Origin of the sequence: Aquabacterium sp. A7-Y (assembly GCF_026153205.1) — a bacterium.
Taxonomy (GTDB): Bacteria; Pseudomonadota; Gammaproteobacteria; order Burkholderiales; family Burkholderiaceae_C; genus Caldimonas.
Window position 1 is genome coordinate 56,426 of sequence record NZ_JAPFBW010000010.1, and the last position, 14,991, is coordinate 71,416.

The 14,991-nt window shown below is 70.0% G+C and carries 13 protein-coding genes; 8 read left to right on the forward strand and 5 right to left on the reverse strand.

The window, feature by feature from the left end:
- Entirely contained in the window at positions 1 to 1,287 is a 1,287-nt protein-coding gene (locus OOT46_RS10970; RefSeq protein ID WP_265403638.1) for an HD-GYP domain-containing protein, read from the reverse strand.
- A 513-nt stretch (positions 1,288 to 1,800) separates the two neighbouring features.
- Between OOT46_RS10970 and OOT46_RS10975 the strand changes: the two genes are divergently transcribed.
- Together OOT46_RS10975 and OOT46_RS10980 are read left to right on the forward strand one after the other, a co-directional pair.
- Positions 1,801 to 2,565 (forward strand): sulfite exporter TauE/SafE family protein, encoded by a 765-nt coding sequence (locus OOT46_RS10975; RefSeq protein WP_265403639.1) that lies wholly within the window; start codon positions 1,801 to 1,803, stop codon positions 2,563 to 2,565.
- Positions 2,566 to 2,662: 97 nt separating this feature from the next.
- Complete coding sequence (locus OOT46_RS10980; RefSeq protein WP_265403640.1) at positions 2,663 to 4,621, forward strand: ATP-binding protein; 1,959 nt, start codon at positions 2,663 to 2,665, stop codon at positions 4,619 to 4,621.
- Positions 4,622 to 4,633: 12 nt separating this feature from the next.
- Here the strand turns inward: OOT46_RS10980 and OOT46_RS10985 are convergent, their stop codons facing one another.
- On the reverse strand, positions 4,634 to 6,190 hold the full coding sequence (locus OOT46_RS10985) for a malonate--CoA ligase (RefSeq protein WP_265403780.1): 1,557 nt from the start codon (positions 6,188 to 6,190) through the stop codon (positions 4,634 to 4,636).
- Positions 6,191 to 6,313: 123 nt separating this feature from the next.
- Here OOT46_RS10985 and OOT46_RS10990 point away from each other — a divergent pair, with 123 nt between their 5' ends.
- The gene (locus OOT46_RS10990) at positions 6,314 to 6,796 is read left to right on the forward strand and encodes a RidA family protein (protein ID WP_265403641.1); all 483 of its coding nucleotides are present in this window, start codon (positions 6,314 to 6,316) and stop codon (positions 6,794 to 6,796) included.
- Positions 6,797 to 6,805: 9 nt separating this feature from the next.
- Here the strand turns inward: OOT46_RS10990 and OOT46_RS10995 are convergent, their stop codons facing one another.
- Complete coding sequence (locus OOT46_RS10995; protein WP_265403642.1) at positions 6,806 to 7,720, reverse strand: LysR family transcriptional regulator; 915 nt, start codon at positions 7,718 to 7,720, stop codon at positions 6,806 to 6,808.
- A 151-nt stretch (positions 7,721 to 7,871) separates the two neighbouring features.
- Here OOT46_RS10995 and OOT46_RS11000 point away from each other — a divergent pair, with 151 nt between their 5' ends.
- Both OOT46_RS11000 and OOT46_RS11005 read left to right on the forward strand, forming a co-directional pair.
- The gene (locus OOT46_RS11000; RefSeq protein WP_265403643.1) at positions 7,872 to 8,516 is read left to right on the forward strand and encodes a glutathione S-transferase family protein; all 645 of its coding nucleotides are present in this window, start codon (positions 7,872 to 7,874) and stop codon (positions 8,514 to 8,516) included.
- A 41-nt stretch (positions 8,517 to 8,557) separates the two neighbouring features.
- Positions 8,558 to 9,541: a pyridoxamine 5'-phosphate oxidase family protein gene (locus tag OOT46_RS11005; protein WP_265403644.1), complete on the forward strand. Its 984-nt coding sequence runs from the start codon at positions 8,558 to 8,560 to the stop codon at positions 9,539 to 9,541.
- A gap of 10 nt (positions 9,542 to 9,551) precedes the next feature.
- On the opposite strand, the gene OOT46_RS11010 is transcribed toward OOT46_RS11005, so the two are convergent.
- Positions 9,552 to 10,571: a phytanoyl-CoA dioxygenase family protein gene (locus OOT46_RS11010; RefSeq protein WP_265403645.1), complete on the reverse strand. Its 1,020-nt coding sequence runs from the start codon at positions 10,569 to 10,571 to the stop codon at positions 9,552 to 9,554.
- 89 nt (positions 10,572 to 10,660) lie between these two features.
- A complete protein-coding gene (locus OOT46_RS11015) occupies positions 10,661 to 11,803 on the reverse strand; it encodes an SMP-30/gluconolactonase/LRE family protein (protein ID WP_265403646.1) in 1,143 nt (380 codons plus the stop codon).
- A 209-nt stretch (positions 11,804 to 12,012) separates the two neighbouring features.
- Here OOT46_RS11015 and OOT46_RS11020 point away from each other — a divergent pair, with 209 nt between their 5' ends.
- From OOT46_RS11020 to OOT46_RS11030, 3 genes are read left to right on the forward strand one after another with little or no spacing between them, the layout of a single operon-like run.
- Positions 12,013 to 12,261, forward strand: coding sequence for a DUF2061 domain-containing protein (locus OOT46_RS11020; RefSeq protein ID WP_265403647.1), 249 nt, complete (start codon positions 12,013 to 12,015; stop codon positions 12,259 to 12,261).
- Positions 12,262 to 12,297: 36 nt separating this feature from the next.
- The gene (gene otsB / locus OOT46_RS11025; protein WP_265403648.1) at positions 12,298 to 13,110 is read left to right on the forward strand and encodes a trehalose-phosphatase; all 813 of its coding nucleotides are present in this window, start codon (positions 12,298 to 12,300) and stop codon (positions 13,108 to 13,110) included.
- Positions 13,111 to 13,138: 28 nt separating this feature from the next.
- Positions 13,139 to 14,968: a glycoside hydrolase family 15 protein gene (locus OOT46_RS11030; RefSeq protein WP_265403649.1), complete on the forward strand. Its 1,830-nt coding sequence runs from the start codon at positions 13,139 to 13,141 to the stop codon at positions 14,966 to 14,968.
- The last annotated feature ends 23 nt before the right edge of the window (positions 14,969 to 14,991 follow it).

Genomic DNA, 14,991 nt, shown 5'->3' on the forward strand with positions numbered 1-14,991 from the left:
TCAGTGCGGCGTCGAAAAGCTGCGCACCGCGAAGTCGGCCAAATCCAGGTGATCGGGTGCCTGGCGCTGCACACGCAGCATCAGCTCGCGGCCGAGTTCGCGCAGTCGCCAGCGGATCTCGCGCAGCACCAGCGTGAGCTCGAGGTGCAGGCCGGGCGCGGGGCCGTCGGAGATCAGCCGGCGCAGCTCGCCGGCATCGCGCGTGTTGACGCCGGCGCTCGCCAACGCCATGCGGATGCGCTCGTAGCGCATGCCGGCTGCCAGGAAGGTCACCCGCACCGGGCCCTGCACGCGATCGAGCCGGGTCGTGTACTCCGGGCGGCAGTGCTCGACCGAGTGCAGCCCCGACACCACCCGGTGCACTTCCTCCAGGGTGTCGTGCCAGGTCGGCAGCTCGATCCGGTCCAGCTCCTGCTCGATCGCGACCCGGCTGGAGGACACCACGTCGACGATGCTCCGGTCGAACTCGCGCGGCACCAGCTTCAGGGCCACCCGGGCACTGTGCAGCGGTGTCCGGCTGGCTTCGCTCAAGCCGGCGAGCAGCTCGCTGGCAGCCAGGATGCAGCCCGGCTTGGTGACGGCAGCGTCCTGCAACCCCATCGGGTAGCCAAAGCCGTCCAGACGTTCATGGTGCTGCAGCACCGCCATGGCCACCGCCTTGTCGAGCTGCGAGACCGCGCTCAACAACCGGTGCGCGACCAGCGGGTGCACGCAGACCTGCTTCCACTGGTCCAGCGGCATGTCCCCGCCGGCTCTGAAAACCGCCGGATCGATGTAGAGCTCGCCGACGTCGTGGAACAGGCCGGAGAGCGCGGCCACCTTCAGCGCGGACTCGCTCTCCAGGCCGAGCTGCTGGTGCAGCGAGATGGCCAGCAGGCTGACAGCGACGGCATGGTCGAGCTTGCGCGGGTCGGAGCCGCCGTAGAGGGCCAGCAAGGTGTGCAGGGTTTCGATCGCCGGGAAGGCGCGCAGGCAGTCCAGCGCGGCGAGCGAGCGCGAGGTGCGCAGGGCCTGCAGGGTGCTGTGTTCCTCCAGCAGGCGCTCGCCGCAGCGCACCAGCAGCGCCGGGTCGGGCCCGCCGGCCACCTTCAGACTGCTTTCGAGCGGCTTGCGCAGCTTGTATTCGAGCAGGCGCTCGCGCACCCGCTCGTCGATGCGTGCGCCTTTGCTGAGCAGCTTCATGCCGTTGCCCGCCACGATGTCCTCGGTGGCTTCGACCTCGCTGTTTTTGGAGGCGTCCATCACGCGGTCGAGGTAGTGGCGGTTGACGTCGGCGAATTCATTCATGAACAGGAACCCGGCGATACGTCCGGGCGTGACAGGACCTGTTCGTTTATCGGCAAGCCGCCATGACGATAAAGCGCGGGAAGCGAGACGGAAGTCGCACTTCGCTGCGAGCGCAAGTTGTCAGGCGGTGGACGGTGATCATCACAGGCGCCGCGAGGAGCGACGGGGAAAGCCGACCAGCATAGCCGGGCGCCTTGCCGGGCGCGGTGATCCGGGCAGCGTGCACAAAAACGGGGCAGGAAAACCCCTAGTGCGGCGCAAGCGGCGTCGCCCTACAGTCTCGACACTCGCTGCGAGCCCGGCCTGCCAGGTGTTTCGCACAGAGCGGGGGTCTGAGGAGACACAGAGAAGCAGTACAAGAGACTCTGTGACGCACAACGGATGTCACAATTGCGGGGGCGCTGACCACAGTCGGCGCCCTTCGTTTTTGTGCGTCCGCATCCCGGGCCCTGCTGCCCCTCGACGCGGCCTCATCCCCTCCTCTCGCGTCCCGCGCCCGCCCATCGCTCCACGATGTTCGAACTTGTCGTTGCCACGCTTGCCTCGCTGTTTGCCGGATTTGTCGATGCCATCGTCGGCGGGGGCGGCCTGATCCTCGTGCCGGCGCTGTTCGGCGTGTTCCCGAACGCCGCCCCGGCGACCCTGTTCGGGACCAACAAGGGCGCCGCGGTCTGGGGCACCGCGTGGGCTACGCTGCAGTACGCCAAGCGCGTCGAGATGGTGTGGTCGGCACTGCTGCCAGCGGCGCTCGCCGCCCTGGTCGGCGCGGCGCTGGGCGCGTGGACCGTGACCCTGGTGTCGCCCACCGGGCTGCGCAAGGCACTGCCCGTGATCCTGCTGCTGGTGCTGCTCTACACCCTCGTGCGCAAGGACCTGGGGCGTGAACACACACGCCGTTATGCCGGTCGCCAGGAGGCCGGGGTGGCCTCGCTGATCGGCGTGGCGATCGGCTTCTACGACGGCTTTTTCGGCCCCGGCACCGGCAGCTTTTTCGTCTTCCTCTTCGTGCGCCTGCTCGGCTACGACTTCCTGCACGCCTCGGCCAGTGCCAAGCTGCTCAACACCGCGACCAACCTGTCGGCGCTGGGCCTGTTCATCGCCAAGGGCCACATCTGGTGGCACTACGCGATCGCGATGGCGGTGGCCAACATCCTCGGCAGTCTGGTCGGCACCCGCTTGGCACTCAAGCACGGAGCCGGCTTCGTCCGCGGCGTCTTTATCGTCGTGGTGGCCGCGCTGATCGTGAAGACCGGCTACGACGCATTTTTCCGGCTTTGACGCCACAACACGGTCAGGTCTGACAGGTGTTGTCGCGCCTCTGCGACCAGGGCCCGCAGCTTCTCGCACAAGACGTAAGGAGCCTGCTCAAGCCGGCGTGGTTGCAGGTACAGTGAGCCGGCTCAACGGCCCTGAACATCGCGATGCCCGCTCAGCCGCCCAGCCCCGCCCCCCGTCCCCCAGCGGCCTCAGCACGCGGGTCAGGATCGGGCTGGGTTTCGGCACGCTGGCGCTGGTCCTGTTCCTGCTGGTGGGCTGGGCCTCCGGTGTCTCGGCGCGCCGGCAGGTGAGCGCCGACGCTGGCGAATCGCTTGCGGAGCTGTCGCGCCACCTGTCCTCGACGCTCGAGGCCGACATGGCCGAGCGCTACCGCGAGATCCAGAACATCGCGAACCTGGTGCATCTGCAGGGCAGCCGCCTCGACGCACGTCAGTGGCGTGCCGTGCTGGAGCAGCTGCAGCTGTCCCACCACCACTACGCCTGGATCGGCGTGACCGACACGCGCGGCATCGTGCTCGCGGCCACCAGCGGCATGCTCGAAGGGCGCGACGTGTCGCAGCGGCCCTGGTTCGTGGAGGGCCGCGAGGGCCCCTATGTCGGCGACGTGCACGATGCCGTGCTGCTGGCCAGCCTGCTGCCCTCCACCGGCAAGGAGCCGCTGCGCCTGGTCGACGTGGCCGCGCCCATCATGCAGGGCGACGAGGTGCTGGGCGTGTTGGGGGCCCACCTCAGCTGGACATGGGCCGAGCAGCTCGGCAACCAGGTGCTGGCGCCCATCGAGCTGGCGCGCAAGGCGGAGGTGGTGGTGCTCAATGCCAAGGGCGAGCTGCTGCTGGGCCCGAAGGGCCGGCCGCCGGTGACGCTCACGCGCGGGCAGATCGAGCGGCTCTCCGAGCGCCGCTGGGGCACCGAGACCTGGAGCGACGGCCGCGAGTACCTGAGCGCCGCCCACTTCGGCCCCGGCCGCTACGACTACCCCGGCCTGCGCTGGACCGTGGTGGTGCGCCAGCCGCTGGAGACTGCGGTCGCCGCGGCTCAACGCCTGCAGTGGCAGATCTGGGGCTTCGGCGTGATCGGCACGCTGGCCTTCGCGCTGTCCGGCTGGTCTCTGGCCGGGCGGCTCGCGGCGCCGCTGCGCAAGGTCGCCCGCGACGCGCAGTTGCTGAGCCGTCACGGCGACACACCACAAGACGAGGCCTTCAGCCACAACGAGGTGGCTTTGCTGTCGCGTGCGCTGGGCGAGCTGGTGAGGCAGCTGCGTGAACGTGAGCGCGAGCTGGTCACGCTCAACGAGACCTTGGAGCAGCGCGTCGAAGACCGCACCGAGGCGCTGGAGCGCGCCAATGCCGACCTGCAGGCCTTCTCGCGCAGCGTCTCGGACGACTTGAAGGGCCCGCTCGCCGCCATCGGCGCCGCCGCGCGCATGGTGACCGAGCTGAACGGCGTGCGGCTGGACGAACGCTCGCAGCAGATGCTGTCGCTGATGGCGGCCGAGTGCGACCGCCTCGGCGAGCTGGTCGACGAACTGCTGGCGCTCTCGCGCGTCGACTACCAGCCGCTGCAGACCCAGCGTTTCGAGATGGAAGTGCTGGTGCGCGCGGTCGTGGCCGATGTGCTGAGCGATGCCGACCGCGCGACCGCCGTGCCGGGCCGCTGGAAGGTGGAGGTTCAACCCCTGCCGCCGGTCGAGGGGGATGCGGTGTTGCTGCGTCAGGTCTGGCAGAACCTGCTGACCAATGCCGTGAAGTTCACCCGCGGGGTGCGTGAACCGCAGATCGAGGTCGGCGCGCGCACCGATGCCCGTGAGCACGTGTTCTGGGTGCGCGACAACGGCGTGGGTTTCGAGATGCGCCATGCCGATCGCCTGTTCACGGCGTTCCAGCGCCTGCACTCGGCGATTGAATTCCCCGGCAGCGGTGTCGGCCTGTCCATCGTCAAGCGTATCGTCGACCGCCATGAGGGGCGCGTCTGGGCCGAGGGCCGGCCCGGTGAAGGCGCGACCTTCTACTTCGCGCTGCCGCGCCATCCCGAGCGCGAGCGTCCGCGCGGCGCTTGAGGCACGGCCCGCTCAGGCGGCGAACAGCCCCTGGTGCTGCTGCCGCAGCAGATTCTTCTGCACCTTGCCCATGGTGTTGCGGGGCAGTTCGGCGCAAAACATCACACGCTTGGGCACCTTGAAGGCCGCGATGCGCTCTTTCAGCGCGCCGACCAGATCGGCCTCGTGCAGGCTGGCTCCCGGACGCGGCACCACCACCGCGACGACCGCCTCGCCGAAGTCCGGATGGGGCACGCCGATCACCGCGGACTCGGCCACGCCGTCGATCTCGTTGAGGTAAGCCTCGACCTCGGCCGGGTAGACGTTGTAGCCGCCGCTGATGACGAGGTCCTTGCTGCGGCCGACGATGCTGAGGTAGCCCGCGTCGTCGAAGCGGCCGACATCGCCGGTCCTGAACCATCCGTCGGCGCTGAACTCCTCGGCGGTCTTTTCGGGCAGGCGCCAGTAGCCGGCGAAGACATTGGGCCCGCGCACCTCGATCGCGCCGATCTCGCCCGGCGCACAGAGCCGGCCCGAGCCGGCCTCCACCACCCGCAGCTGCACGCCGGGCAGCGGCCGGCCCACCGTGCCGCCGCGGCGCTCGCCGTCTTCGCTGCGGCACGGGTTGGAAGTCAGCATCACCGTCTCGCTCATGCCGTAGCGCTCCAGGATGGTGTGGCCGGTGCGCGCCCGGAAGCTCTCGAAGGTGTCGATCAGCAGCGGCGCCGAACCGCTGATGAACAGCCGCATGCCGGCGCAGGCCTCGCGGGTCAGGCCCGGCTCGGCAAGCAGGCGCACATACAGTGTCGGCACGCCCATGAAGACCGTCGCGCGCGGCAGCCGGGCCACGACCGCGGCGGCGTCGAACTTCGACATCCAGAGCATGCGGCTGCCCGACAACAGGGCGCCGTGGATCGCGACGAAAAGCCCGTGGATGTGGAAGATGGGCAAGGCGTGGATCAGCACGTCCTCGCGCCGCCAGTCCCAGTAGTGGTGCAGCGTGCGGGCATTGCTCAGCATGTTGCCGTGGGTGAGCATCGCGCCCTTGCTGCGTCCGGTGGTGCCCGAGGTATAGAGGATCACGGCCAGGTCAGCAGCCCGCCGCGCGACCACCTCGTGGCGGTCGCTGTGGTGCGAGGCACGCTCCAGCAGCGAGCCGCTGCGGTCGTCGTCCAGCGTGAACACGAAGGCGGTGCCGCGCGAGAAGGCCAGCTTGCTGACGGCGGAGAAGTTGCGGCTTGCGCAGACCACGACGGCGGGCTCGGCATCGGTGATGAAATGCTCCAGCTCGGCCAGCTGGTAGGCGTTGTTGAGCGGCACATACACCAGGCCGGCCCGCAGCGTCGCGAGGTAGAGCATCAGGGCCTCGACCGACTTGTCGACCTGCACGGCAACACGCGAGCCGTCCGGCAGCTCCAGGGAGGCAAGCAGGTGGGCCATCATCGCGCTACCGCGCTCGAGGTCGCTCCAGCTGTAGTGCAGGCCGGTGTCGGTCTCGATGGCGGTGGTGTCCGGCGTGTCGGGCCAGGCGGCCCGCAGCGCGGTGTAGAGATTGAGGTCGAGGTCGCGGTCGTCGAAGGTGGTGGGCATCGTCGTGTCGGGCTCGGACGGAAAGGGCGCATTGTCTGACGTGAAACGCCCGACCTGGGCTTGATCCACCTCGCCGATCGGGCTGATGATGCGTTCACGACACAACGCAGGGAGCGTACCCGCATGGAAGCGAGCACAAGAAAGCTTTGGCTGGCCCGGCAGACGGCCGAGCGCGGCATCACCTTCGAGGACGAGATACGTCCCGGCGCCCACTACGAAGTGGCCGTCGAACACGAGGGCCAGATCTGGGTGAGCGGTCAGATCCCCCGGGTGCAGGGCCGTATCGTGGTGACCGGCCGGGTCGGTGAGGACGTGTCACTCGATCAGGCCCGCCACGCCGCCGAGGTCTCGACCCTGCGCGCCCTGGCCATCCTGCAGGCGCGGCTGGGCTGCCTGAGCCGGGTGGCCCGGGTGCTGCGCATGACGGTCTATGTGCAGAGCTCGGCCGGCTTCACCCAGCAGAGCGAAGTGGCCGACGCGGCGTCGGCGCTGCTCTACGGCGCCTTTGCGCCGTCCGGCGGACACACGCGGACCTCGGTCGGCGTGTACCAGCTGCCGAAAAACGCGGCGGTCGAGCTCGACTTCGTTTTTGCCTTGGCGCGCTGAGCGCTTCTCTCAGCCGGGCACCGCGAGCGCCGCCCTGAGCCGCGGTGCGGCGAAGTCGATGAAAGCGCGCACCTTGGCGGCGGCCCGGCGCCCTTCGGCATACACGAGGTGCACCGGGATGGGCGGCGGCTCGTGGCCGGCCAGCACGATCTGCAGCCGGCCGGCCTGCACGTCGGCGGCCACCTGATAGGACAGGGCGCGGGTCAGGCCCCGCCCGGCGAGGGCCGCGGCGATGCCCACTTCCCCGGCATTGACCACCAGCCGCACGCGCGGCTGCACCGCCTCGCGCTCGCGCCCTGCGTCGGGCGGGCCGAACAGCCAGGGCGCATCGCGGCCGCCGGTCTGCGAGCTGCCGATGGCGTCGTGCTGCGCGAGATCGGCCGGCCGTTGCGGCTCGCCACGCGCGGCGAGGTAGGCAGGCGTTGCCACCACCACCCGCCGCACGGCGCCGACCGGCACCGCGGTCAGCGAGGAGTCGGGCAGGTGGGCGATGCGCACCGCGATGTCCAGCCCCTCGTCGACCAGGTTGACGACGCGGTCGACGAAAAAGCTGCGCACCCGCAGGCGCGGATGGGCGTCGAGGAAGTCGAACAGAAGCGGCGCGACATGCAGCCGCCCGAACAGGCTGGAGGCGGTGACGGCGAGCTGGCCCTGCGGCTCGGCATAGGCGCCGCGGGCCGAGGCGTCGGCCTCTTCCAACTCGGCCAGCAGGCGCTTGCAGTCCAGCAGGTAGCGCTCGCCGGCCTCGGTGAGGCGCACGCTGCGGGTGGTCCGGTGCAGCAGCCGTGCGCCGATACGCTGCTCCAGCGCAACCACCGCACGGGTGACGGCCGGGGCAGACAGGCGCAGGCGGCGGGCCGCGGCAGCGAAGCCGGCGGCCTCGGCCACGGCCACGAACACCTCCATGGTTTCGAGTCGGTCCATGAGCGGTATTTCAGCTGGTGAAACAGTGAAATGTCAACGGCGGTGATTCTGTCTCCAGTCGGGAATGACTAAGGTGTGCACACCCACCCGTCGCCGGTCCCCCTGCCCTGCAGGCGCGGCCGGCGCCCCGTCCCAAGGAGGAGACTTTTCCATGAACACCGCTGTCGCGTCCCGCCCCACCCGTCCGATCCGCCTCTACCGCCATCCCCTGTCCGGCCACGCGCACCGCGCCGAGCTGTTTCTTTCGCTGCTGGACCTGCCCGTGGAGCCGATCGACGTGGACCTGCTGCGCGGCGAGCAGAAGCGGCCCGAGTTCCTGGCCCGCAATGTTTTCGGCCAGGTGCCGGTGATCGAGGACGGCGAAGCCACCGTGGCGGACAGCAACGCCATCCTGGTCTACCTCGCGTTGCGCTACGACACGAGCGGCCGCTGGCTGCCGCGCGAGCCGCTGGCCGCGGCCGAGGTGCAGCGCTGGCTCAGCATCGCCGCCGGCCCGCTGGCCGCGGGGCCCGCTCAGGCGCGCATCTCGGCGCTGTTCGGCCGGCCCCTGGATCCGCGCTCGCGCGAGCTCGCCGCCCAGCTGTTCCAGCAGCTCGACACGCGACTCGCCGCGCAGCCCTGGCTGGTGCCGGGCGAGTCGCCGACCTTGGCCGACATCGCGCTCTACAGCTACACCGCGCACGCGCCGGAAGGCGGTGTCCCGCTGGCGCCCTACCCGCACCTGCAGGCCTGGCTGGCCCGTATCAAGGCCCTGCCCGGCTTTGTCGGCATGCGGCGCTCTCCGGCGCTCGCCTGACCCGCCCGGTCCTTGGCGTCGTCACGCTTCGAAAGTCCTGCATGTCCACGTCCCCTGCTTCCCTGCCCGGCTGGCCGGGCGAAGAGTCGCCCTTCCATGCCGGCGAGATGGCGCTGCAGGCGCGCGCGGGCCTGCGCGAGCGCATCGAGCAGGTCGGCCGCAAGGTGATCCGCGACTTCATGCCGGCGCAGCACCGCGAGCTGTTCGCGCAGCTCCCCCTGCTGGTCGCCGGCAGCGTCGACGGGTTCGGGCGGCCGTGGGCCTCGCTGCTGTGCGGACCGGCCGGCTTCGTGAGCAGCCCCGACGCACGGTGCCTGCGTGTCCAGGCCTTGCCCGAGGCCGACGACCCGCTCTCCGGTCAGCTCGCGGTGGATGCCAGGCTGGGGCTGCTGGGCATCCAGCTGGAGACACGCCGGCGCAACCGCATGAACGGCCGTGTCGCGCGGCTCGACGGGTCGGGTTTCACGGTGGCGGTGCGCGAGAGCTTCGGCAACTGCCCGCAGTACATCCAGGCGCGCGAGCCGCGCTGGCTGAGTGCCGCCGAGGGCCAGGCGCGTCGCGCACCGGCGCGGCCCGAGGGCCCTCGCCTGTCCGCCGAGGCCCAGGCGCTGGTGCAGCGCGCGGACACCTTGTTCATCGCCTCGGCAGCCCCGGGTGCGGGGGCCGACGTGTCACACCGCGGCGGCCGGCCGGGTTTTGTCGCGATCGCCGGCGACGGCCGAGGCAGCGTGCTGAGCCTGCCCGACTACCGCGGCAATTTCCTCTTCAACACCCTGGGCAACCTGCTGCTGTGGCCGCATGCCGGCCTGCTGTTCCCCGACTTCGACAGCGGCGGCCTGCTGCAGCTGACCGGCCGCACCGAGATCGTCTGGGACGGGCCCGAGGTGGAGACACGGCCCGGTGCGCAAAGCCTGCTGCGCTTTCATGTCGAGCAAGGCGTGTGGCGGCCCGGTGCGCTGCCGCTGAGCTGGTCGGCGGCACAGTGGGCGCCGCAGCTGCAGGCCTTGAAGGAAGCGGCGGCTTGAGGCCCGCTGCTTAACGCAGCACCGGTGGCGCGTCCGGCGTGATGTGCCCGGCATCGCGCCAGGGACTGCGCTTGCCGCCCCAGCGCTCGCGCAGGTCCATCGCACGCCAGTAGACCGGCGTGCGGGCCTCGGCGATGCCCGGCCAGGACAGCGGGTCCAACCCGGTCCAGGGCAGGAAGGGATTGCGCCGCCCGTAGCCCCACAGCTCGATGCGCACCGAGGGACGCACCGCGGGCCCGCGCGCATGAAAACCGAAGGTGTCGGCCACCACCATCGTATTGGCCGGCACGTCGAACAGCCGCGGCTCGGGCAGCCCCAGCGCGGCCAGCCCGTCACGCGTGATGCGGAAGGAGCCGCGCGACGTGTAGCGATCGGCATGGCGCGCGGCGACCAGGCTCAGCTCGCGCTCCCAGGCCAGCCGTTCGGGACTCAGCCGGTGGGAACCCGGCACGTAGCAGAAGGCGCCCGCGTCGGCCTGCACGTCGGTGAGAAACAACCAGGCCTTGACGGTCGGATGGAAGGTGTCGGCGTGCAGGTGGGTCTGCGGGTCCGGCGGCGCCGCCCGCACCTGCGACAGGATGGTCTGCACATAGCTGACGGGCTCCTGGTCGAAGCTGCCGACATAGCGGGTCAGGCCGTGCCAGAGCGGGCCTGCGATCACCTCGCGGACCTCGGTCAGCGCATCGAGGAAAGGCCGGTCGAGCGCGATGCGGCGGGTGATGGTGTCGCCTTGCACCATCTCGCGCGCCGGGGCACGGTGGGCCAGCACGCGCTCGCGCAAGCGCTCGAAGACGGCCGCAGGCAGCACGTCGCGCTTGACGACAAAGCCGTCGCGATCGAAGGCGGCGCGGTCCTCGGGACTCACCAGCGGCGCCAGTCGCGCGCGACGCCAGGCGGCCAGCGCGTGGGCCGCACGCAGGCGCCGTTCGTGCAGGCCCCAGGCATTGAGACGGGCCGAGCCGATCAGGGGGTTGTCGCGGAAGGACTTCGCCGGCGTCAGCAGCGACAGCGCCCACAGGGGGGCAAGCACGATATTTTTCAAAGGGAGGCTCATGCCGGAGCGGAAGACAAAACAGGGCCGGCCGGATGCGGCGGGCCCCCGCTACGGTAACAGAGGTTTCAGAGTCCCGCCGATTTTCGGTCCAGCCAGCCGAGCGTTTTGGCATGCAGGCTTTGGATATAGAGCCGATCCTCCGTCTCGGTGACGGCGGTGGTCTCGGGATAGACACCCGAGGGGTCCTGCAAATCGGCCAGCACGCGGCCGCTTTCGTCGAAGGCGAACACATGGCCGTAGGCCGGCGGCACCGGCCACAGCGCCTTCGGCAGCCGGAGCGCCAGGCGTCGCAGCCAGGGCCGCTGGGCGTTGTTGTCGATGAAGGCGCCGCGGGGCTTGGCCAGTCCGACCCAGAGGCGGCCGTCGCGGCCGCGCATCAGGTTGTCCGGGTAGCCAGGCAGGTTGGACAGCAGCACCTGGGCCTGCGGCGAACCGGCGGCGAGCTGCCGGGCATCGAGCCGGTCGGCCTGCACCGAGACCTTCCAAACGCGGTATTCGCCGGTCTCGTTGAGAAACAGGTGGGAGCCGTCCTGCGACAGCGCCAGCCCGTTGGGGAAACACAGGCCCGCCACCAGCACCCGGGTGCGACCGGTGGCCGGGTCGTGCTCCAGCAGGCGGCCGGTGGACTGGTGTTCGAGGATGTCCAGCACGCTGGCCGGGAAGGTGCCACCCCACTGCTTGGGACCAAAGCGGCGCGAAGCATCGGTGAAGTAGATCTTGCCGTCGCGGGCGACCACCACGGCATCGACATAACGCAGCGGGTCGCCGTCGACCCGGTCGGCGAGCACCTGCAGCCGGGCAGAAGGACCGCTGCCGCCGGCCTTCAGCAAGGCCCCGTGCTCGCCGTAAAGCGGGTCGGCGATCACCAGCGCGCCCTCGGCATCGAAGTCGAAGCCCAAGGGCCGGCCCCCGGTGTTGACGACCACCTCCCGAGCCGAGCCGTCGGGACGCAGGCGCAGGATCTTGCCGCTCGCGACGGCGACATAGAGCCAGCCGTCCGGCCGCGCGACCACATGCTCCGGACCGACTTCGCTGCCGAGATCGAGATGCTGCAGCCGCGTCAGCCTGTCATTGACGGCATGCGGCCCGGCATAACCCGGCGTCGGTGGCGGCTGCCAGGCCACCGGGTCGGCAGGCACCGGCCAGCCCAGCAGATACGCGGTCGCGGCCGCGGCCACTCCGGCGAACGTCAGCAGACCTCGGCGCATCACCAGCTCCTGTCGTGAGAGTGCGGATTATTGGGGACGAAGGCCCGGCCCCACCCCGGGAGCCACCCTGCCCCGCCGGACAGGCGGGGCGGCACGTGGTGCTGCCTATGTGAATCATCAACTCAACTAATTATCTTTTTAAGTCAGGTAGTAGCAAACTATCGACTGATCGGGCGCCGCTTTCCGCCCACTGTTTCAAGGAGCCCGTCATGGCAAAAACAGCTAGCTTCGGCGTCATGCACCTCGGCATCGCGTTTTCGGTGAGCTACCTGCTGACTGGCAGCGTCGCCATCAGCGGCGCGATCACTGTGATCGAGCCGCTGTGCAACACGGTGGCCCACTACTTCTTCGACAAGTACTGGGGCCACCCGCCGCTGGTGGCGCGCCTGCGTGAATGGCGCGAGGGCCTGCGCGGCCGCCTGGGCCGCCTGGGCCGCACGGCGTCGGTGGGTGTCTGACTGCGAAACAAGGGGTTTTCGCCTATCGTCGGGGCGATGCAGCGAGCCTGTCCTCCCCCCTCTTGCCCTTCCACCCTCGACCCTCCCGCCCCGCTGGCGCTGGACGCCCACACGGCCCTCTTCCTCGACTTCGACGGCACGCTGGCTGACTTGGCCGAGCGGCCCGACGAGGTGCTCGTCGCCCCCGAGCTGATCGCGACCCTGCGCTCACTGCAGCAGAGCCTGCAGGGCGCCCTCGCCATCGTCTCGGGCCGACCGATGGCCCAGCTCGATGCGCTGCTGGATCCGCTGCGGCTGCCCTTGGCGGGCGTGCACGGGGCCGAGCGCCGCTGCGCCGACGGCTCTGTGCAGCGCGTCAACCCACCCCCGCTCGACCCCGTGCAGGCGCGGGCGGAGGCGCTGGCCCGCGAAATCCCGGGCCTGATCGTGGAGCGCAAACCGGCCGCGGTGGCGCTGCATTACCGGCAGGCGCCCCAGGCTGCGGCGCGCTGCGTAGAGGTGATGGAAGGCGCGGTCCGGGCATCGGCCGGGCTCGCCTTGCTGCATGGCAAGATGGTGCTGGAAGCCAAGCCTGAAGGCGCGACCAAGGGCCATGCGATCGAGGCCTTCCTGCGCGAGCCGCCCTTCCTCGGACGCAGGGCGGTGTTCGCAGGCGACGACGTGACGGACGAGGCCGGCTTCGTCGCGGTGCATGCCGCCGGCGGCCATACCATCAAGGTGGGCGACGGCGAGACCGCTGCCCGCCACCGCATGGCCACACCCGCGGCGCTGCGCGCCTGGCTGGCGGACGCTGCCCGGGCCTTGGCGAGCACCGGAGCCGCCCCCGCGGTGGCGAGCACCGATCCTTGAACAACACCCTCCGGGAGCCCCTCTTTTCATGAACGTCCCCCCGTCCCACCCAGCGGCCCCCGCCTCCAGCCTTCCCTCCCCGTCCTCGCTCGATTGCGGCGTGATCGGCAACTGCGGCTACAGCGCCCTGGTCGACCGCTATGCGCGCATCGTCTGGTGCTGTCTGCCGCGTTTCGACGGCGATCCGGTCTTCAATGCCTTGATCGACCCCTCGGACCAGGGCGCCTTGTGGAGCTTCGAGCTGGAGTCCTTCGCCCGCAGCGAGCAGTTCTACGAACCCAACACCGCCATCCTGCGCACGCGGCTCTACGACACGGCCGGCCAGGGCATCGAGGTGGTGGACTTCGCGCCGCGCTTCATCAGTCGCAACCGCATGTTCCGGCCGCTGACCCTGATCCGGCGCGTCAAGCCGATCTCGGGCGCGCCGCGCGTGCGGGTGGTGATGCGGCCGCGCTTCGACTGGGGCGCCACCCGGCCCACCGTGACTCAGGGCAGCCACCACATCCGCTACGTCGGCCCCAACCAGACACTGCGCCTGACCACCAACGCGCCGCTGAGCTACATCTTTGCCGAGTCGTATTTCGTCGCCGACCGGCCGATGGACTTCATCCTCGGGCCGGACGAGACGCTGATGGAAGGCATCCGCGAGGTGGCGCGCTCCTTCGAACAGGACACGGCCTCCTACTGGCGCATCTGGAGCAGCCGCCTGCACATCCCGCTGGAATGGCAGGAGGCCACGATACGCGCGGCCATCACGCTCAAGCTCTCGTTGTTCGAAGACACCGGCGCGATCATCGCCGCGATGACCACCAGCATCCCAGAGGCACCGGGCAGCCAGCGCAACTGGGACTACCGCTACTGCTGGCTGCGTGACGCGTTTTTTGTCGTGCGGGCGCTCAACAGCCTGTCCGAGATCGGCACGATGGAGGACTACCTGCGCTGGCTGGGCAATGTGGTCTCGCAGGCCGCCGGCGGACACATCAAGCCGCTCTACGGCATCGGCTTGGAGCTGGACCTGCAGGAGGGCGTGGTGCCGCACCTGCCTGGCTACCGCGGCATGGGCCCGGTGCGGGTCGGCAACCAGGCGCACGAGCACTTCCAGCACGACGTCTACGGCAACATCATCCTCGGAGCAGCCCAGGCTTTCCACGATCGCCGCCTGCTGCGACCGGCCGGACTGGCCGAGTTCCAGCAGCTCGAGAGCGTCGGCGAGCAGGCCTTCCAGGTCTACGACCGCCCGGATGCCGGCATGTGGGAGCTGCGCACGCGGGCCCGCGTGCACACATCGTCGGCACTGATGAGCTGGGCCGCCTGCGACCGGCTCGGCAAGATCGCGACCCGCTTCGGGCTGGGCGACCGGGCGCGCTTCTGGCATGAGCGGGCCCACCTGGTTCGCGAGCGCATCCTGAGGGAGTCGTGGTCCGAGCGGCGCCAGGCCTTCGCCGAGAGTTTCGGCGGCCAGGACCTGGACGCCAGCGCGCTGCTGATGGCCGAGGTGGGCTTCATCGACCCCCGCGATCCGCGTTTCGTCGCGACGGTGGACGCCCTGGAGCGGACCCTGTGCGACGGACCCTACATGCGGCGCTACGAGGCGCCGGACGACTTCGGCAAGCCCGAGACGGCCTTCAACATCTGCACCTTCTGGCGCATCGACGCGCTGGCGCGCATCGGCCGCAAGGAACAGGCGCGCGAGATCTTCGAAGCGATGCTGGACGCCCGCAACCACCTGGGCCTGCTGTCCGAGGACACCCATCCGGTGACGCGCGAGATGTGGGGCAACTTTCCCCAGACCTACTCGATGGTGGGACTGATCAACGGGGCGGTGCGCCTGTCGGTGCCCTGGGACACGCAGATCTGAGCGTGCCCATGGCATCCGCGCCT